Annotated in this window: 17 protein-coding genes; 14 read left to right on the forward strand and 3 right to left on the reverse strand. The window is 58.8% G+C overall.

Annotation, left to right across the window (positions count from 1 at the left end; translation table 11 throughout):
- The first annotated feature begins 5 nt into the window (after positions 1 to 5).
- From ACR0EL_RS06540 to mdoH, 7 genes are all read left to right on the forward strand, one after another.
- Positions 6 to 464, forward strand: coding sequence for a DUF302 domain-containing protein (locus tag ACR0EL_RS06540; RefSeq protein WP_480498956.1), 459 nt, complete (start codon positions 6 to 8; stop codon positions 462 to 464).
- A 78-nt stretch (positions 465 to 542) separates the two neighbouring features.
- Positions 543 to 2,162: a thiamine pyrophosphate-binding protein gene (locus ACR0EL_RS06545; RefSeq protein WP_480498957.1), complete on the forward strand. Its 1,620-nt coding sequence runs from the start codon at positions 543 to 545 to the stop codon at positions 2,160 to 2,162.
- On the forward strand, positions 2,149 to 3,333 hold the full coding sequence (locus tag ACR0EL_RS06550; protein ID WP_480498958.1) for a CaiB/BaiF CoA transferase family protein: 1,185 nt from the start codon (positions 2,149 to 2,151) through the stop codon (positions 3,331 to 3,333). The genes ACR0EL_RS06545 and ACR0EL_RS06550 overlap by 14 nt, the downstream gene beginning before the upstream one ends.
- 179 nt (positions 3,334 to 3,512) lie before the next feature.
- A complete protein-coding gene (locus ACR0EL_RS06555; protein WP_480498959.1) occupies positions 3,513 to 4,883 on the forward strand; it encodes a tetratricopeptide repeat protein in 1,371 nt (456 codons plus the stop codon).
- 28 nt (positions 4,884 to 4,911) lie between these two features.
- A complete protein-coding gene (locus ACR0EL_RS06560) occupies positions 4,912 to 6,129 on the forward strand; it encodes an OpgC family protein (protein ID WP_480498960.1) in 1,218 nt (405 codons plus the stop codon).
- Complete coding sequence (locus ACR0EL_RS06565; protein WP_480498961.1) at positions 6,126 to 7,625, forward strand: OpgD/OpgG family glucan biosynthesis protein; 1,500 nt, start codon at positions 6,126 to 6,128, stop codon at positions 7,623 to 7,625. Before ACR0EL_RS06560 ends, ACR0EL_RS06565 begins: the two co-directional genes overlap by 4 nt.
- Entirely contained in the window at positions 7,622 to 9,490 is a 1,869-nt protein-coding gene (gene mdoH, locus ACR0EL_RS06570) for a glucans biosynthesis glucosyltransferase MdoH (RefSeq protein ID WP_480498962.1), read from the forward strand. Before ACR0EL_RS06565 ends, mdoH begins: the two co-directional genes overlap by 4 nt.
- On the opposite strand, the gene ACR0EL_RS06575 is transcribed toward mdoH, so the two are convergent.
- Positions 9,491 to 10,309 (reverse strand): CE1 family esterase, encoded by an 819-nt coding sequence (locus tag ACR0EL_RS06575; RefSeq protein WP_480498963.1) that lies wholly within the window; start codon positions 10,307 to 10,309, stop codon positions 9,491 to 9,493.
- Positions 10,310 to 10,314: 5 nt separating this feature from the next.
- Positions 10,315 to 10,785 (reverse strand): rhodanese-like domain-containing protein, encoded by a 471-nt coding sequence (locus ACR0EL_RS06580; RefSeq protein ID WP_480498964.1) that lies wholly within the window; start codon positions 10,783 to 10,785, stop codon positions 10,315 to 10,317.
- A 221-nt stretch (positions 10,786 to 11,006) separates the two neighbouring features.
- Between ACR0EL_RS06580 and ACR0EL_RS06585 the strand changes: the two genes are divergently transcribed.
- From ACR0EL_RS06585 to selD, 7 genes are read left to right on the forward strand one after another with little or no spacing between them, the layout of a single operon-like run.
- Positions 11,007 to 13,877: a monovalent cation/H+ antiporter subunit A gene (locus ACR0EL_RS06585; protein ID WP_480498965.1), complete on the forward strand. Its 2,871-nt coding sequence runs from the start codon at positions 11,007 to 11,009 to the stop codon at positions 13,875 to 13,877.
- Positions 13,877 to 14,236, forward strand: a complete 360-nt coding sequence (locus ACR0EL_RS06590) for a Na+/H+ antiporter subunit C (RefSeq protein ID WP_170532034.1) — start codon at positions 13,877 to 13,879, stop codon at positions 14,234 to 14,236. Before ACR0EL_RS06585 ends, ACR0EL_RS06590 begins: the two co-directional genes overlap by 1 nt.
- Positions 14,233 to 15,774: a monovalent cation/H+ antiporter subunit D gene (locus ACR0EL_RS06595; protein ID WP_480498966.1), complete on the forward strand. Its 1,542-nt coding sequence runs from the start codon at positions 14,233 to 14,235 to the stop codon at positions 15,772 to 15,774. The genes ACR0EL_RS06590 and ACR0EL_RS06595 overlap by 4 nt, the downstream gene beginning before the upstream one ends.
- Complete coding sequence (locus ACR0EL_RS06600; protein WP_170533068.1) at positions 15,774 to 16,271, forward strand: Na+/H+ antiporter subunit E; 498 nt, start codon at positions 15,774 to 15,776, stop codon at positions 16,269 to 16,271. Before ACR0EL_RS06595 ends, ACR0EL_RS06600 begins: the two co-directional genes overlap by 1 nt.
- A complete protein-coding gene (locus ACR0EL_RS06605) occupies positions 16,268 to 16,537 on the forward strand; it encodes a K+/H+ antiporter subunit F (RefSeq protein ID WP_170532030.1) in 270 nt (89 codons plus the stop codon). Before ACR0EL_RS06600 ends, ACR0EL_RS06605 begins: the two co-directional genes overlap by 4 nt.
- A gap of 7 nt (positions 16,538 to 16,544) precedes the next feature.
- Positions 16,545 to 16,931, forward strand: coding sequence for a Na+/H+ antiporter subunit G (locus ACR0EL_RS06610; RefSeq protein WP_480498967.1), 387 nt, complete (start codon positions 16,545 to 16,547; stop codon positions 16,929 to 16,931).
- Between the two features lie 5 nt (positions 16,932 to 16,936).
- Complete coding sequence (gene selD, locus ACR0EL_RS06615) at positions 16,937 to 19,096, forward strand: selenide, water dikinase SelD (protein ID WP_480498968.1); 2,160 nt, start codon at positions 16,937 to 16,939, stop codon at positions 19,094 to 19,096.
- On the opposite strand, the gene mnmH is transcribed toward selD, so the two are convergent.
- Complete coding sequence (gene mnmH / locus ACR0EL_RS06620; protein WP_480498969.1) at positions 19,087 to 20,139, reverse strand: tRNA 2-selenouridine(34) synthase MnmH; 1,053 nt, start codon at positions 20,137 to 20,139, stop codon at positions 19,087 to 19,089. The two genes, selD and mnmH, sit on opposite strands and share 10 nt — an antisense overlap.
- Positions 20,140 to 20,190: the final 51 nt, after the last annotated feature.

A 20,190-nucleotide genomic window follows, 5' to 3' on the forward strand; every position in this document is an offset into this window, starting at 1 on the left:
CAGATATGAAAGCCCTGTACGCAGCAATGTGCCTTTTTGCCCTGCCCGCCTTGGCCGACGAGGCGTTGCCGGGCTGGGCCGTGTATGAGACCGACAAGACCTATGAGATCTTGATCGCGGACACCAAGGCGGCAGTCAAAGAAAACGGGCTAATCGTTGTCACGCAGGCCGGTCCGACCAAGGCAGCAGCGGCGCGTGGCATCACCATCCCCGGCAATCGGGTGATCGGCGTGTTCAACAATGACTATGCTGTGCGGGTTCTGGAAACTTCAACCGAGGCGATGATTGAAGCCCCGATCCGGTTTTACGTCACCGAGAATGAGGACGGAACTGCAACCCTGTCCTACAAGACTCCCAGTTTTGTCTTCGCCCCATATGCCAACCAAGGTGGCGCAGCCTTGTCTGAGATCGCTGCAGAATTGGACGCGAAGTTTCAATCCATTGCGGAATCGGCGCGCGAATAGTCACACTGGCGTGATCCGGCTTGCCTCTGGGGCGAAGGTCAGACATCTGCTTGGCAATGAAAATCTCGGAGCTCATTGATGCAGGACATGTCCCCCCGCGCGGCTGATTTGCTGGCCCAACGCTTGTATGAGGCCGGATGCCGCCATGCATTTGGCATGCCCGGCGGTGAGGTGCTGACACTGGTCGACGCGCTGGAGCAAGCAGGGATCACCTTTCACCTGGCCAAACATGAAAACGCGGCCGGGTTCATGGCCGAAGCCGTGCATCACCGCGACGGCGCACCCGCGATTCTGGTTGCCACTATTGGCCCAGGTGCGATGAACGGGATCAACGTGGTCGCCAATGCGTTTCAGGATCGGGTGCCGATGATTGTTCTGACCGGCTGCGTGGATCCCGATGAAGCGCTGACCTATACCCATCAGGTGATGGATCACAGCCAGGTTTATCGCTCGATCACCAAGGCCACTTTTGTGATGACCGCAGAAGGCGCGGATATCATCGCCGACAAGGCCGTATCGCTGGCCAACCAGCCCCGGCCCGGCCCGGTTCATATCGACGTACCAATCTCGGTCGCGGATATGCGCGTGTCATCGACCAAGCGTCGGCGTCTGGCCAAGGTCGCAGCCGTTGCTCCGGAAGGCGATTGCCTTGCCAAAGCACGTCGCTGGGTGTCCGAGGCCGAACGTCCCGTCGCGATCATTGGACTGGATGTTCTTTATGATGACTCGTGCAGCGTGGTGCAGGCGTTTCTGGAACACTTCAACATCCCGTTTGTGACAACCTATAAGGCCAAGGGTGTCATCCCCGAGGATCACCCTTTATGTCTGGGCGGTGCAGGGCTGTCGCCTTTGGCTGACAAGCACCTGATCCCTCTGATCGAACAATCCGATCTGGTTCTGTGCCTGGGCTACGACCCGATCGAGATGCGCCCCGGCTGGCGCGAAATTTGGGACCCTGTCGAAAAGCGCGTCATCGATATCTCGGCCGTAGTCAATGATCACTATATGCATCAGGCCGGGCTGAATCTTGTGGCTCACACCGGCGAAACCCTCGAAGCTATGGCCAAAGGCACCCAGGCGCGCGCGACATGGCCCGGCGGAGAACCTGCTCAGGTGAAGGCAGCGCTGGCGCAAACCTTCCCGCAAGATGATGATTGGGGGCCTGCTGCTGTGATCGCCGAAACCCGCGCCACCCTGCCACAGAACGCTCTTGCAACGGCAGACAGTGGTGCGCATCGCATCCTGCTGAGCCAGATGTGGGAGTGTCACGAACCGCGTGGGCTGATCCAGTCTTCGGCGCTTTGCACCATGGGGTGTGCCCTGCCCATGGCCATCGGCCTGAAACTGGCCGAACCCGAGCGTCCGGTGATCAGTTTCTCAGGCGATGCCGGTTTCCTGATGATAGCCGGAGAGCTGTCGACCGCCGCCGAGATGGGCGGCAATCCCATCTTTCTTGTCTTTGTTGATGCCAGCCTTGCGCTGATTGAACTAAAACAGCGCCAGCGTCAGATGGGCAATCGGGGTGTTGATTTCGACCGCCATGACTTTGCCGCCATGGGGCGCGCTTTCGGTGGCTATGGACATACTGTTCGCAACCGCGCAGAACTGCGGACGGCGCTGGAAGAGGCGGTCAAAGCCGACCGCTTTACCGTAATCGCCGCCGAGATCGAGCGTGGAGGATATGATGGCCGCATCTGACGGGCCGCTGAAGGGCGTCAAAGTACTGGACCTGTCTCGCATTCTGGCCGGGCCGACCTGCACACAATTGCTGGGCGATCTGGGCGCAAGCGTCATCAAGGTTGAAAACCCGGCCTCGGGCGGGGACGACACGCGACAATGGGGACCTCCATATGTGACGGATGCCGAAGGCAACCGCTCGGACCTGAGTGCCTATTACATGTCGGCCAATCGGAACAAGAAATCCGTCGCCATCGACATTGCAACGCCCGAGGGGCAGGCCGAAATCAAGCGTCTGGCCTCGCATGCTGATATCCTGATCGAGAATTTCAAGCCCGGTGGGTTAGCCAAATACGGATTGGATTACAACAGCTTATCGCAGGATCTGCCGGGCCTCGTCTATTGTTCGATTTCCGGCTATGGGCAAACCGGACCTAATTCCAGCAAGCCCGGATATGACCTGATGGCGCAAGGCTACGGTGGCGTCATGTCACTGACCGGCGACCCGGATGGCGCGCCGATGAAAGTAGGCGTCGGTATATCTGATGTGATGTGTGGGATGTACGCCGCTGTCGGCATTTTGGCCGCCCTGCGCCATCGCGATCTGACCGGCGAAGGGCAGCAGATCGATCTGGCGCTGGTGGATTCGCAGGTGGCCTGGCTGATCAACGAAGGCGTCAACTATCTGACATCAGGCAACGTCCCGCAGCGACGTGGCAATGGGCATCCCAATATCGTACCTTATGATGTCTACCAGACCGCAGATGGCCACGTGATTTTGGCGGTTGGCAATGATAGCCAGTTTCGTCGTTTTTGCGATTTCATCGGCCGCTCCGACCTTGCCGACGACCCGCGTTTCGCCACCAACCCGGCCCGGCTGGAGCATCGCGATGCTCTGAATGCGATTCTGCGGCCTGCGCTTCGGTCGCACAACATGGACACCGTGATTTCGGAACTGGAGAGGCGCAAAGTCCCTGTTGGCCCGGTGCAGACGCTGGATCAGGTCTTCGACACCGATCAGGTGGCCGCGCGCGAGATGCAAATCACCATGCAGGCCCAGCCGGGTGAGGTGAATCTGATCGGGAATCCGCTGAAACTGTCGCGCACGCCTGTAACATACCGGCACGCCCCGCCACTGTTTGGTGCAGACACTGATGACATTTTAGGCGCTGAAAACCCCTTTGAGGACTGAAACACTTGCCCATTTCGGCGGCAAGTTGCTGAAACATGCCCTTGAATCGGCGGTTTTTTTCAATTTTTGCACACACGCCTTTTCACCAATTCGAGAGCAGGGTCGATACTGTTACGACGCGCCCGCACACTCTGATAAATCAAACAGTGTCGAATATCTCAGTCGGATTGGACCCAAGTATGAAACAAGACGTTTTTGGACAGATGAACACTTTGACCCACTCGGCCAGCGCCGAAGCGTGGGATGGTGTTCTGCTTGGGTTCATGGCGCACGCAGCAATCACCCCTCAGCACTTGGGCAAGGTGCTTGAGCTGGAACCGGATTTTGCCCTAGGCCACGCGATCAAGGGCCTGTTCATGGTTCTGCTGGGCCGACGCGAAATGCTGCCCGTCGCGACCGAAGCGCTGAGTGCGGCCACCACCGCGATGGAGCGCCAGCCTGTATCAGCCCGCGAACGGCTGTATGTTGAGGCACTTTCACTCTATCTGTCCGACCTGCCCTCGCAAGCGATCCAGAAGTTCGAAGAGATTCTGCGCACCCATCCAACCGATACGCTGGCGATGAAACTCAGCCATGCAACCCGGTTTGTTCTTGGGGACGCCGAAGGAATGCGTCGGTCGATCGAACGCATCCTGCCTACCTATGAGCCCGATCATGCCGGGCGCGGCTACCTGTTGGGTTGCCACTCATTTGCGCTGGAAGAAACCGGTGCTTACCAGAAGGCTGAGATTGCCGGACGTCAGGCGCTATGGATGGTTTCAGACGATGCCTGGGGCCTGCATGCTGTGGCCCATGTGCACGAAATGACGGGCAATGCCCAACTGGGCCTTGATTGGCTGGCCGGGCGCGAAGATGCCTGGGCCCATTGCAATAACTTCCGCTATCACGTCTGGTGGCACAAGGCGTTGATGCATTTGGATCTGGGTCAGGTCGATCAGGTGATGGCCCTATACGATCAGCATATCCGCAAGGATAAGACCGACGACTACCGCGACATCTCAAACGCCACATCGCTGCTCTCGCGGCTCGAACTTGAGGGGATCGATGTCGGCAACCGTTGGGAGGAACTGGCCGATCTCAGCGCCGCTCGGACCGAGGATGGCTGTCTGATCTTTGCTGACCTGCACTATCTGCTGGCCTTGACCGGTGACAATCGCGGCGATGCAACCGGGAAAATGCTGCAGCGTATCCAAAAGGATGCGCAGCGCAATCAAGGCGACACCCCGATCCGCATGTCTGATCCGGGCATCGCAGCTGCCAAGGGGCTTGAGGCGTTTGGCGACGGGCTTTACGGCGCGGCCTTTGACTTCCTGTCAACCGCTCGGGCCGGGATGCAATTGGCCGGTGGCAGCCACGCCCAGCGTGATGTATTCGAGCGCATCACAATTGATTCCGGCCTGCGCGCAGGTCGTCTGGATGCAGTCGAGCGCATTCTGGATGATCGCCGCGCGAAACGCGCCGGGGGCGAGGACAATTACGCACTAGCGCGCCGCGCATTGATCGAAGCGGCTCGCGACAGCGGCGACGCGCAAAGCGTCCCGGCTGAATAACCAAAAGACTAAGAAGGACAGAAAACGTATGGCGACTGTTTCGCCCGCTTCTGATTTTGCGCCTGCGGCGGCCCATGCGGCGACGCCCGCAACGATGCGCGACCCGCGGCTGGATTTCTATCGCGGCATTGCGATGTTCATCATTCTGGTGGCCCATATTCCCGGCAACGCCTGGACCGGTTGGATTCCGGCCAGATTCGGATTCTCGGATGCGACCGAGATCTTTGTGTTCTGTTCCGGCATGGCCTCGGCCATTGCTTTTGGCGGAGCCTTCATGCGCAAGGGCTGGTGGATGGGCACGGCCCGCGTGGCGTTCCGCATCTGGCAAGTCTATTGGGCCCATATCTGCCTGTTTTTCTTTGTCGCCATGACCATGGCCGCCTTGGACCAGACCGGTGCGTTTGAAAAGACCTACATCTCATCCCTGAACCTTCAGCACTTCTTCAAAGACCCAGCCTCTCAGATGGTGGGGATTTTCACGCTGACCTATGTGCCGAACTACTTTGACATCCTGCCGATGTATCTGGTGGTTCTGGCCATGATGCCGCTTTACATGGCGCTGTATCGGGTCAATTTCTGGCTGATGGCCGCCGTTTCCGTGGCGATCTGGTTTATTGCTCAAACCGGAGCGCTGGCCCTTCCGGCCGAGCCGTGGTCGGATCGTCAATGGTTCTTCAACCCGTTTGGCTGGCAATTGCTGTTCTTCACCGGCTTTGCCTTCATGCGCCGCTGGATTCCGGCCCCGCCGGTTTCGAATACGCTGATCTGGGCGGCGATTGCGTTCCTTGTTCTGTCCGCGCCGATCGGGTCCTGGAAAGTGTTCCTCTGGGTGCAGTCCGCTGCCCCGGGTCTGGCCGAGCAAATCCGCGAGATCTGGCCCCTGACCAAAGAACTGCGCGGCAAGACCGAGTTTGGCCTGTTCCGCTATATCCACTTCCTGTCATTGGCCTATCTGGGCTGGGTCGTCGCCGGTGAACATGGTCATCGCCTGATTGCTTCGGGTCACAGCCTTGGCGCGCGCATCTGGCAAGTGGCACTGAAACTGATCACCAAAGTGGGTCAGCAATCGCTCGCCGTCTTCGTCTTTTCGATGGCCGCAGCGCGCCTGATCGGCGTTGCCTTGGATCAGACTGGGCGGGATTTTGCCACCGTCTTCGCCGCCAACACGATTGGCTTTGCCATGATCATCGCGGTGGCCTATCTGGCGGCTTGGTTCAAATCACAGCCTTGGAAATCAAAGAGATGACCCTGACGCGCCGCGCATTTCTGGCTTCAACTTCAGCGCTGTTTCTGGCGCCGGCCACCTTTGCCTCGGGCGGTGACGTGCCGTTTGACCGCAACCACGTGATCGAGCTGGCCCGCGAACTGGCAAATCGCCCCTTTACCGAGCGCGAGATGGTGCCGCAGGAATGGCAGGACCTGACCTATCAGCAATACCGATCAATCCGGTTCCGGCTTGATCGCGCGCTGTGGTATGAGACCGAGACGCCGTTCAACGTCGATTTCTTCACGCCTGGCCTGTATTTTCCGCGCACGGTCAAAGTGTCGACGGTTGAGAATGGCATGACCAAACCGGTCGCCTTCGACCTGGACATGTTCGACAAGTCCAAAGATGTTCCAACCCTTCCCATCGATGAAACGCTGGGCTTTTCCGGCCTGCGCCTGCGCACTGAAATGCACCGCCCCGGCGAAACCGATGAGTTCTGCGTCTGGCAAGGGGCCAGCTATTTCCGTGCCATTGGTCTGCACGAGGTTTACGGCCTGTCTGCACGCGGTCTGGCGCTGAAAACAGGCGATCCGGATGGCGAGGAGTTCCCCGAATTCATCCGCTTCTGGCTGGAACGACCGGAACCCGGCCAACGCAATATGGTGGTCCACGCACTTATGGACAGCCCCAGCGTAACAGGGGCTTATCGGTTTAAGGTGACCGCAGGGGCCGATTGCATCATGGATGTCGAGGCCACCTTGTTCCCACGCACCGAACTGGATCATGTCGGCATCGCGCCCGGAACCTCGATGTTCCTGTTCGACCAAACCAACCACAGCCGCTTTGACGATTTCCGCCCCGCCGTCCATGACAGTGACGGGCTGCTGATCCGCAATGGCGTGGGTGAGGTGATCTGGCGGCCTCTGGCCAACCCAACCCGTCTGCAAATCTCTTCCTTCGTGGACACGAACCCTCAGGGCTTTGGCCTGATGCAGCGTAAACGCGAATTCTCGGACTATGCGGATCTTGAGGCGAATTATCACAAGCGACCCAGCCTGTGGGTCGAGCCCGGCGCTGATTGGGGCAAGGGCACGGTGACGCTGGTTGAGATCCCAGCCGATCAGGAGATCTACGACAACATCGTTGCCTATTGGCGTCCGGCAGAACCTTATTCTGCTGGCAACCAGGTTGATCTGACCTACCGCTTGATCTGGGGCGAGGAACCTCAGCGCACCCCGATGCCGCGTGTGATCAACACTGCGATGGGCGAAAATACCTTTGGCGAGGGCCGTCTGGCTGTGATCGACTTCGAACCCAGTGAGCTGTTCGAGGATCTGGACGCGGTTACCATCTTTGCGAACTCCCCTCACGCCGAAACCTCGGATGGTGTGTTGCAGCGCAATCCCGATACCGGCGGCGTGCGTCTGGCGTTTTCTTTCCAACCCGGTGAGCGTGACCATGTCGAACTGCGCGCGCAGCTGCTGGTCAACAAACGCCCGGCCTCCGAAGTGTGGCTGTATCGTTGGACCGCATGAACCGCGACTTGCATATCATGCCACCCGAGGCGCCACTGGCGATGCCCGCTCAGGACTTCAGCGCCGGGTTCCGTGATGCCGAGGTGCCATCAGGCAAACATCGCTCGGCCGGGTTCTGGCGCGCGCTGGCCTTTTCCCCGGCCATGGTGGCAACACTTGGCCTGCTATGGGTTATGGCCGACTGGTTCGGGGCCGAAGGCATCAACCTAGTCGAAGGCATTTTGCTTACCCTGATCTCGTTTAATTTCTTCTGGATATCCTTCACGGTCTGCACCGTTCTGCTGGGCATGATCTCACTATCGCGGCAAGAACGGCCTGTACCGCAAGGTCGCGCGCAGCCGCTGCGCGTCGCCCTGTTGATGCCGATCTACAACGAAGTGCCATGGTTCGTACTGGGAAATGCTCGCACCATGCTAGAGCAGCTGCGCGCACGCGGTGGACGGCACGAATACGCCATGTTCATCCTGTCGGATACCCGCGACCCCGAGATCGCTGCGCAGGAACAAGCCAGTATCGAGGCGCTGCGCACAACGCTGGCCCCGGACCTGAAACTCTATTATCGCCGCCGCGAACAGAATACCGATCGCAAGGTAGGCAATATCGCTGACTGGGTCAGCCGTTGGGGCGCGGATTGGGACGCGATGTTGGTACTGGATGCCGACAGCTTGATGACCGGTCGCGCCATCGCCCGCCTGACGGATTCGCTGGCCCGAGATCCCGGCGCGGGCCTGATCCAAAGCTACCCGCAACTGATCGGCGCGCAGTCGGTCTTTGCCCGGATGCAGCAATTCGCCAATGGCGTCTATGGCATTGCCTTTGCCGAAGGCTTGGCCCGCTGGTGCGGACAAGAAGGCAATTACTGGGGTCACAACGCGATTATCCGAACCAAAGCATTCGCGACCTGTGCGGGTCTGCCTAAACTGCGCTCGCTCAACGGGCAGGACAAGCTGATCATGAGCCACGATTTTGTCGAGGCTGGTCTGCTGCGCCGCGCTGGTTGGGGCGTGCGGTTCCTGCCACGTATTCGCGGCTCTTACGAAGAAACACCACCCACCCTCATCGACCACGCCCTGCGGGACCGCCGCTGGTGTCAGGGCAACCTGCAACATCTGAAATTGCTGGGCTCGCGCGGGTTCCGCTCAGTCTCGCGGTTTCACATGTTCCATGGGGCGGTCGGCTATCTGATGTCGCCGCTGTGGTTTGCGCTGCTGCTGATGTGGGCGCTGATCGGTCAGGGCGAAGAGGCGTCGGTTCTGCACTATTTCAGCCCGGACAACCCACTATTTCCGCAATGGCCCGAGATGAGCGAAACCCGTCACGTGCTGATCATTCTGGTCATGTACGCGATGTTGCTGGCCCCTAAGGTTTTGGGCGTGGCGGCGCTGCCACTGAGCGGTGTCCGCTATTCAGATTTCGGCGGTTGGCGGCGGTTCTTCACCTCATTCCTTTTCGAGGTCATCCTGTCGATCCTCTACGCGCCAATCCTGATGGTGCAACAGATGATTGCCGTGTTCCGCACCGCCTTGGGCCTGCAAAAAGGTTGGTCACCGCAGGCGCGCGACGGAGGCAGCTATGGTCTGCGCACGCTGATCTTTTGCCATGCGCTGGAAACCGTTAGCGGCATCGCACTCAGCCTTGGTATACTGGCCGGTCTGGTTTCAGTCTGGCTGGCCCCGATTGCCATCAGCCTGGCTTTTGCAATCCCACTGTCAGCACTAAGCGGCGTGTCCGCCGGGGCGGCGCGTCAGATGGTCGGAATGCGCGAGGATTTTGCTGAGCCAGATATCACCCGATCAGCCCGTCGTCACCGCGATGAACTGAAACGTCTGATCGAAGGTAAAGGCAGCATGACCCCGGCAGAGTGATTATCCGCCGGACAGACCTTCGTACCAATCCACCATCATGTCCGCCCAACCGTTGGGCACATTATGGCCACCCGGGAACAGTGCAAATTCGAGCGCGCCGCCATCAGCGCAGCCGCTCCAATACCGGCGCATGAATGGACCGGTCGTGGAAAACCCGCTGGGCTTAGTGTCAACGCATCCGTTGGCAACACGCCAGATTTCAAGCCCAGCAAAGATATCACCCTGATGAAACCGACCACCCCCAAGCAGCCGCCCTTCGAGCGGTACAACATTGTCGATCCAGCCATGCGTATGGAACAGGCGCACCGGCCCATTGCAGGCTTCTGGATGTGGTCGCCAGAACCCGCCAGAAACCGGCACATAAGCCGAGAAGGTCTCGGGCGCATCGCAGGCAAGATAGTTCACCATGAACCCTCCGGCTGAAAACCCACCCAGAACGGCGCGATCGCTATCGATGCCGAACCGCTCTGCCGCATCGTTTACCACTTCGCCCAGAAAGGCTGTCTCATCCCGTTCACCAAAACCCGGGTAGAAGTTCCAGCTTTTGGTGCCGCCGCGATCCGGTCTTTCCAGACCCTCGGGGGCCATAACGGCGTATCCACGGGCCAATAAAGGCTCGACCATGCTGCGGTTGTTCATGGTGCCGGACCCACTGCCGCCATAGCCATGCAAGAATACCAGCAAAGGCGGGTTTTCGGCATTGGGCAGTTCGATGTGATATTCGCCCAAGGTCGTCTTGCATGTGCCCTCATCCGGGCCGCAATCAGCAAATGCGGACTGGGCCGCAACGGCCAAACAGGCAGACAACCAGTATTTCATCTTGCTCAGGTCCCCTCAGAATACGTCTCGACCGGCAATCCAGACCAAACCCAACCCGGCCCGGCCGCTGATCCCAGCATGCCTTCCGGCACGTCGATAATATTGGTAAATCCCGCCTCGGTCAGTTGATTGCTCAACCGCGCAGACCGCACGCCCCGTGCGCAGATCAGTGCAATCGGGCCGGATTGATCCCCGTCGGTCAACTGCAACAAAGCTGAAACGAAATCATCCCGCCGCATATCCAGCGGTTGCGCGCCCTGCCCGATGCCGGTCGCCTTCCATTCGCGCGGGGTACGAATATCCACCAACAGAATGTCACCTGAAACCGCACTTTGATGCGCTTGCTTAACATCAAGCTGATCGCCCGAATAATCCTGTGGAATCAAACGGTATTCGCGGATTGCAAAGCCAGCGAAAAGGGCCGACCCGCCCCCCAGCAAAACCCATCTTCGGGCGAGGTTTGTCTTCTCTGCCATGCGGCACCCTTTTGCGTTGACCGCCTTGTTGTAGCACATCAAAGACAAAGACGCTTTGGTCAAGAATGGCCACTGCGATCAAGTTCGCGTCATTATCACGCAGTAGGGTTCCGCCCGAAATACGCCCTTTAGTCCTTGTCGAAACCTTGCAATTTCTCTGCAGCCAATAAATTATCCTTACAAATTCAGTCATATCGACCGCCCACACCGGAGTATCGCACTTGTCCCTATTCCTTATCGCGGCCCTTCCCTTTCTCGGAGCTGTTTTTCCAGCCCTTTTGATCCGGGCAGGACGAAACGCAGCCGCATCTGCCGCTGGGTTGACCACGTTTCTTGCCCTAATGGGATTGCTGATCCACATCCCGGCCGTGATGCGTGGCGAGGTCGTGACGGCGCGGTTCGACTGGATCCCGGGTCTGGGCCTGAACGCGAATTTCATGCTGGATGGGCTGGGCTTTCTGTTTGCCCTGCTGATTTTGGGTATTGGCCTGCTGATCATCCTTTACGCGCGCTTCTACCTGTCGCGCGAGGATCCAATGGGGCAATTCTACACCTATCTTTTGCTGTTTCAGGGTGCGATGGTCGGGATTGTTCTGTCCGATAATATCCTGCTTTTGCTGATTTTTTGGGAGCTTACCTCGCTCAGCTCTTTCCTGCTGATCGGGTATTGGAAACACCTGCCTGAAGGTCGACAGGGCGCGCGGATGGCACTGGCGGTCACGGGCGGCGGCGGGCTGGCGATGATCGCCGGCATGCTGATCCTGGGCAATATCGTGGGGTCCTATGACCTAAGCGTCATTCTGCAGAACAAAGAGCTGATACAGGCCTCACCCTACTATCTGCCCGCCCTGATCCTGATCCTGCTGGGTTGCTTCACTAAATCGGCGCAGTTCCCGTTCCATTTCTGGCTGCCGCACGCAATGGCCGCCCCGACGCCAGTCTCGGCCTACCTGCACTCGGCCACGATGGTTAAGGCAGGTCTGTTTCTTATGGCCCGGATGTGGCCGGTTCTGTCAGGCACCGATGCATGGTTCTATATCGTGGGGACGACAGGTCTGGTGACCATGCTGCTGGGTGCAGTGATAGCGTTGTTCAAGGATGATCTGAAGGCTCTGCTTGCGTTTTCGACAGTCTCACATCTGGGGCTGATCACCATGCTGTTGGGGTTTGGCACCAAGTTCGCAGCAGTCGCGGCCGTCTTCCACATCATCAACCACGCGACCTTCAAAGCAGCCCTGTTCATGACCGCCGGGATCGTCGATCACGAGACCGGTACGCGTGATATCAAACGGCTGGGCGGGCTGCGCCACCTCATGCCAGTCACCTTTACAATCGCCACCATTGCAGCGCTTTCGATGGCCGGTCTGCCACCGCTGAACGGCTTCCTATCGAAAGAGATGATGTTGGAAGAAACCGTGCACACCACATGGCTGCACCTGCATTACCTGGTGCCGGGTCTGGCCCTGGTGGCAGCGCTGTTTTCGGCGGCCTATTCCTTCCGATTTGTCGGTCACGTGTTTCTTGGGCCTGAGCGCAATGATTACCCTGCCCACCCGCACGACCCGCCGATCGGATTGTGGGTTGCGCCAGCTTTCCTTGTGGTTCTGGTGATCCTGATCGGACTGAACTCAGCAGCTATAGTCGGTCCCTTGGTGGCCGTAGTTTCAAGCGCAGTTATCGGTGGCGAGAAACTGCCCTATTACTCACTCAAGCTCTGGCATGGGTTCACACCTGCCCTGTTCATGTCCGTCGTTGCCACGCTAGGGGGCCTGTTCCTACTGGGGCTGCATAAACACTGCGAACGGTTCTGGAACACCCTGCCCCGCCCCGAGGCCAAGGTGATCTTCGAGGCGCTGATCAATCGCTTCACACAGCTAAGTCGCTGGGTCACGGATGAGCTGCATAACGGTGTGCTCAGCCGCTATGCCATCATCTTTGTCGCTTTCACGGTTGGGCTGGGCTACTACGCCTACACGACCGGCACGATTGGTGTTGAGACCCGCATACCGCTGCCTGCGCAATTCATCCCGATCATCGGCTGGATTTGCCTGGTCGGCGCGACGCTGGGGATCATGTGGTTCCACCGCAACCGTCTGCTCTCGCTGGTGCTGATCGGCGTTGTTGGACTGATCGTTTCGGTTGCCTTCAACTATCTGTCGGCACCGGACCTGGCGCTGACCCAGATCTCGGTCGAAGTGGTAACGATGATCCTGCTGCTGTTGTCACTGAACTTTTTGCCCACCGAAACACCGTGGGACAGCAGTGCGGCGCGGCGTTGGCGCGACGCGGCAATTTCCGTAGTCGCTGGTATCGGGAGTGGAGCCCTCATCTACGCAATCATGCTGCGCGACTTTGCCTTCCCGACGATCTCGGACTTCCATCTGGCGAACTCGTACAAAGGCGGCGGTGGCACCAATGTGGTGAACGTCATTCTGGTCGACTTCCGGGGCTTTGATACCTTTGGTGAGATCATCGTGCTGGGCATCGCTGCGTTGATCATCTTTGCCCTGACCGAGGCCGTTCTGGGGACAAATGTGCGCGGTTACCTGCTAAACCGCAAACCGCATTGGCCACAATCCGGGGACTCGCATCCGCTGATGATGGTGGTTGCAACACGCGTGATGATGCCGATTGCGTTGATGGTGGGCGCCTACATTTTCTTCCGCGGCCACAACCAGCCTGGGGGTGGTTTCATCGCCGGCCTGATCGTCGCGATTGCGTTCCTCATGCAATACATGGCCAGCGGCTACACATGGGCCATCGAACGACAAAGGTTCTATTATCACGGCACCATCGGTTGGGGTGTACTGATCGCTGCGGCCACTGGTCTAGGGGCATGGTTCAACGAACGCCCCTTCCTGACCAGCGATTTCGGATACATCAACTGGCCGCCACTGGAAGAGTTCGAATGGGCCACTGCCATGTTGTTTGACACGGGCGTGTTCCTGGCGGTTCTTGGCGCCGTGATGCTTGCGCTCGATAGCCTGTCGCGTTTTGCATGGCGGCCGGGCATGGCGCAGGAATTCCCGATGGACATCAACCCGCTGCGGGATGATCCTCCAGAACAAGACGAAGAGAAGGAGCAGGCCTGATGGAAGCGCTGGTTGCCTCTGCCGTAGGCATTCTGACCGCCGCCGGGATCTTCCTGATCCTGCGTCGCCGGACATTTCCGGTCATTCTTGGCCTGTCGCTGATCACCTATGCGGTGAACGTATTCCTGTTTGCCACTGGGCGGCTGGCCCTCAACGCGCCTGCTGTTCTGAACAAATACGAGGAAGTCCCCTATACCGATCCACTGCCACAAGCGCTGGTACTGACGGCCATCGTGATTTCATTCGGGATGACGGCAGTGATCGTAATGATCGCGCTTTCGGCCTATCTGTCCTCGAAGGATGACCATATCGATATGAGCCCGCAGGACAGCGTGGACGCGCCGGGAGAAGACGCATGAACCACTGGATCGTTGCGCCGATCGTCCTTCCCGCGATCCTGGCTCCGTTCATCATCATGGTCCTGCGATATCATCTGGACCTGCAGCGTATTTTCTCGGTCGCAGGTGTTGTCGCCTTGCTAGGCATCGCACTGACCATCACCGCGCAGGCGTCGGGCGGGGATATTCAGGTCTATGAGCTGGGCGATTGGCCGGCCCCTTTTGGCATTGTCATGGTGTTGGACAGGCTATCGGCCATGATGGTGCTATTGACCGCATTGCTGGCTCTGCCCATTGTGCTCTATGCTATCGCCTCGGGCTGGGATGATCGAGGGAAACACTTCCACGCGCTATTCCATTTCCAGCTTATGGGCGTGTGCGGGGCCTTCCTGACCGGTGACGCCTTTAACCTGTTTGTGTTCTTCGAAGTTCTTCTGATCGCCTCCTACGGTCTGATGACGCACGGGGGCGGCTCTGTTCGCCTGAAAGCGGGCGTGCAGTATGTCGCCTATAACCTTTTGGGCTCGACCCTGTTCTTGTTTGCCTTGGGCACGCTTTACGGTGTGACAGGCACACTGAACATGGCCGACATCGCCCTTCGTGTGGCTGAGATGCCAGCTGAAGATACCGCCCTGTTGCGGGTGGGCGCGGTGCTGCTGCTGCTGGTCTTCTGTATCAAGGCCGCCGTTCTGCCACTACATTTCTGGCTGCCTGCCAGCTATGCCAATGCGCCACTGCCTGTGGCCGCACTGTTTGCGATCATGACCAAGGTTGGCGCCTATTCGATCATTCGGATGTACACACTCGCCTTTGGACCCGAGGTCGAAGCGACCCAAGGTCTGGCGGGCGACTGGTTGCAACCGGCGGCTCTGGTCACCCTTGCAGTCGGAGCCATTGGTATTCTGGGCTCGCAACACATTGCGCGGATGGTTGCGTTCTGCGCGATCGCTTCGATGGGGACGCTGTTGATTGCAATCTCACTGTTTACGCCACAAGCCAGCGCAGCCGCGCTGTATTATGTGTTCCATTCGACACTGGCGACGGCACTCATGTTCCTGATCGCCGATCTGATCATGGAACGGCGTGGCGGGGCCATCACCCCAATGACACCCATGGCGCAGACCGGGCTGATCTCGGGGCTGTTTTTCGTGGGGGCCATCGCCATGGCTGGTATGCCGCCCCTCTCGGGTTTTATCGGCAAGCTGCTGGTTCTGGATGCCGCGCGCGATGCGCCGGGTTCCAGCTCGGTATGGGCGGTTGTTCTGATCGGGTCGTTCGTGACAATTGTCGGACTGGCGCGAGCCGGGTCTTTGATCTTCTGGAAAAGCCACGATGCCGAGCATATCGGCTCCGAGGACACTGCGGATGAGGAGGCCATACCCCTGCCCGCACCCGAACCGCAACCGGGTCTGGCCTTTACGTCGGTCTTTGGATTGGTTGCCGGGCTGATCCTGCTGACCATCTTTGCCGGACCGGCACTGGACTACACAAGCCAAACCGCTGAACAGTTGTTTACGCCCGAGCACTACATCTCGGCCGTGTTGGGAGGGGAAGAATGATCAAGCTGCTGCGCCGCGTATTCCCGCACCCGCATCTGACCTTTTTGCTGACAGTTGTGTGGGTCCTGCTGGCCAATAACGGGTCTTTGAACTCGCTGGTTTTCGGTCTTATCCTGGGGATCATCATCCCCTTTATCACACAGCCCTATTGGCCGGATCAGCCGAAACTGCGCAATTGGCCGATGATCGTGGAGTATCTGCTGATCGTTCTGTGGGACATCGTGATGGCCAATATCACCGTCGCCCGGATCATCCTGTTCAAACGCGATGCAGATCGCCAACCCAATTGGGTCTGCATTCCGCTGGAACTGCGAACACCCGAAGCGATCACAGTGCTGGCGGGCACCATCACCATGACCCCCGGTACGGTCAGTTGCGATCTGTCGGCACAAGGTCACAACTTGCTGGTCCACTGTCTAGACGCCCCCGACCCCGAAGCGGTCCGAGACCAGATCAAACAGCGCTATGAACGCCGCCTGAAGGAGATTTTCGAATGATCGAATACGCCATCTACTTCGCCTTCACCTGTTTCGGAGCGGCAATCCTGATGTGCCTGTGGCGGATCATCACCGCAGACGGGGTCGGCACACGTGTTCTGGCACTGGACACGATGGTCATCAACACCATCGCTCTGATGATCCTTTACGGGCTTGATCAGGGAACCGAGATTTTCTTCGAGGCCGCCATGATCATCGCCATGTTGGGCTTTGTCTCAACCGTGGCCTACGCGCGCTTCATGCTGCGCGGCAATATTATCGAGTGAGGGCGGGATGACATTTTTCTTCGAACTGCTGATCACTGTGTTTTTGATCGTATCGGGCATCTTTGGCTTTGTCGGCTCGTTTGGCATGATCAAGCTGAAAGATCCTATGTCACGCCTGCATGCGCCCACTAAGGCAACAACCTTGGGGGTGGGCGGCGTGCTGCTGGCGTCGATCTGCCATTCGGTTCTGCTGGAAGGCAAGCTGTCGCTGCACGAGCTGTTAATCACGTTGTTTTTGTTCCTCACGGCCCCGATCACGGCCCTGTTCATTGCAAAATGGCATGTTCACCGCCATGAAAAGCCGAGCGATCTGCCGGATGCGGGCGAGGACGAGCTTTGGGCCACCCACGCGGTCGAGCAGGTCGAAGACGTCCCGGACCACAGCACGAACTGAGCCTTATGCAAAATCCTCCGCTGCCCCTGACCCGCGATCTGGTTCTCATTGGCGGTGGGCACACGCATGCGCTGCTGCTGCGCAAATGGGGGATGAACCCACTGCCCGGTGCGCGCGTGACGGTGATCAACCCCGGCCCGACCGCGCCCTATTCCGGAATGCTACCGGGCTATGTTGCCGGGCATTACGAGCGGTCTGAACTGGACATTGATCTGGTGAAACTGGCGCGTTTTGCGGATGCGCGGATTGTTCTGGGTTCGGTCGACGCAATCGACACCGATCAGCGACTGATCCATATGCCCGGTCGGTTGCCGGTTGCGTTCGATGTCGCCTCAGTCAATGTCGGGATCACGTCGGATATGCCCGGCATACCCGGCTTTGCCGAACACGCCGTACCCGCCAAACCCCTTGGTCCTTTCGCCAGCCGATGGGACGCGTATCTGGGCAAGTCCGGCCCCGCGGCAGTGGCTGTGATCGGTGGTGGCGTCGCGGGGGTTGAACTGGCCATGGCAATGGCCCACGCGTTGAAAGCCCGGCAACGTTCGGCACGGGTTACGCTGATCGACAATGCGATGGCCCTGTCTGCGATCGGACCTAAAGCCGCCGCTACGATCCGCAAGGCGATGGATGATCTTGGTGTCGAGGTACTCGAACAGATCGCGATCAAGGAAATCACTGCGGATCATGTAACGTTGCAGGATGGCCGCCAGATCGAGGCTGATTTTGTCACCGGCGCCGCAGGGGCCCGCCCCTATGACTGGATCACCCGCACCGGGCTAGATTTGCAGGACGGGTTCATCCGGGTGAATGCCCATCTTCAATCCAGCGATCCGGCTGTTTTTGCCGCCGGAGACTGTGCCCATCTGACGGAAAACCCGCGCCCCAAGGCGGGCGTTTACGCGGTGCGTGAAGCCCCGGTTCTATTCAACAACCTGAGGGCAGCGCTGGGGGCCGGGAAAGTGAAGCGCTATGTGCCGCAGAAAGATTACTTGAAACTGATCTCGCTGGGCGGAAAATCCGCGCTGGGGGAACGGCTGGGCACTTCGTTCAGCGGTGCATTGATGTGGCGGTGGAAAAACCACATCGACCAGACATTTATGAATAAGTTCCGCGACCTTCCCACGATGCAAACTCCGGCCCTGCCGCGCGATCATGCGGCGGGAATATCCGAGGCATTAGGCGAAAAACCCATGTGCGGCGGCTGTGGCGCCAAGGTCGGCCGGGACGCCTTGCAACGCGCTTTGCATGCTTTACCCAAACCCGTCCGACCGGATGTGACCGCCCTACCCGGTGACGATGCCGCCCTGCTGACAACTGGCAAGGCGCAACAGGTCATGACCACAGATCATCTGCGCAGCCTGACCTCTGATCCCGTGCTGATGACGCGCATCACCGCTGTACATGCGCTTGGAGATATCTGGGCCATGGGGGCCCAACCCCAAGCCGCGACCGCGACCATCATCTTGCCGCGCATGTCCGCCATGTTGCAGGAACGGACCCTGTCCGAGATCATGACCACAGGCAATGCGATCATGCAGGACGCCGGAGCAGAGATCGTGGGCGGACATAGCTCGATGGGTGATGAAATGACCCTGGGCTTCACCATCACCGGTTTGTGCCCTGAACCGCCGATCACATTGGCTGGGGGGCGGCCCGGTGATGTGTTGATCCTGACCAAGCCTATCGGCAGCGGAGTTCTGATGGCGGCAGAAATGGCAGGACAGGCAAATGGAGCGGATGTCGCTGAGGCTTACAAGCTGATGACCCAGCCACAAGGTCAGGCGGCTAAGATATTGTCACGCGCACGGGCGATGACGGATGTCACAGGGTTCGGGCTAGCCGGGCATTTGCAAGGCATATGCGACGCCTCAAACTGTGGCGCCATTTTGGATTTGGACGCGGTTCCGGTTATGCCTGGAGCCCTTGAATTAAGCAATTTCGGCGTTCACTCCACACTGTTTCCTGACAACAGATCCATCGCACCCAAGCTTCCCTCGGATGGCAAAGCGGCCCTGCTGTTTGATCCTCAAACTGCAGGCGGATTATTGGCTGCGGTTGCTGCCGACGACGCAGACGCAGTGTTAGACGCGCTGCAGCAGTCAGGCTATCCGGCGGTCAAGATCGGTCGCCTGACCGACACGCCCGGGCTGCACCTTCAAAGCTGATCCAGCGCGGTTTCTATCTCTGCTGCCGCCTGACGCAGGCCGCTGCCGTCCAGCTTTTGTACCTCGACCCGCGCAACAGGGTCTATTGGGTTAGCGCGGCGCGACTTGGCATAGGCCGGATCATAATGCTGTTCGATCAACGCTCGGGTCAACGCGCGCTTGTTGCCCGCATCGATCAATGCCAGCCACGCATCCACGACCTCATGCCCGCGGTGAACCCGCAACGGGGACAAGCGATCGCGCAAACGCGCGCCATCGGACAGGATATCATCATAAGCCTGCATCAAATACGCCGCCCTTGCCGCGACCGGAGCAAAGATCTGAATGCGCGGAGCCGCACACATCGCCGTCCACAGGCTGGGTGGCAGTATCCGCTCACCGATCTTCGAGGATTCCGCCTCAACCACAACCGGGCGTGCCGGATCAAACGCGCAGAAAGCAGCTGAAAGCGTCGACTCGAACGCTTTCTGGCTAGGCTGTCCCCCAGGCATCTCACCCAATAGAGAACCCCGGTGATTGGCCAATCGCTCCAGATCGACCACCTGTACGCCACGCCGCTGCAAATGGTGCAGCAACTCGGTTTTGGCCGTACCAGTATAGCCATCCAGCGCGATCAGTCGAAAGGGCAATGGTTGCTCATATAAATAGGCGTTCACCAAACGCCGATAGGTTCGATACCCGCCCTCTATGACCTCGGCCCGCCAGCCAATCTGTTGCAATGTCCACGCAAACGAGCCCGACCGCTGCCCCCCGCGCCAGCAATAGACCAGCGGCCGCCAGTTGCCCTCATGATGGCTGAGGCGGTGTTCGATATGATCGGCTGCATTTCGGAACACCAAAGCCGCCCCAAGTTTGCGGGCCAGAAACGGGCTTTGTTGTTTGTAGATCGTTCCGACCCGAGCGCGTTCTTCATTGTCCAGAACCGGCAGGTTGATCGCATTGGGCAGATGATCCTCTGCAAACTCAGCCTGGCTGCGGACATCGATCACGGTGTCGAAACCATGGGCATATAGCTGCGGTAAGTCTGAGTAGTTCAATACCATCCCAGCGGTTTACTTGCCCAAGCTTTGGATGGAAAGCCTGTCAAAACATTT

The organism is Ruegeria sp. AH12 (assembly GCF_056541465.1).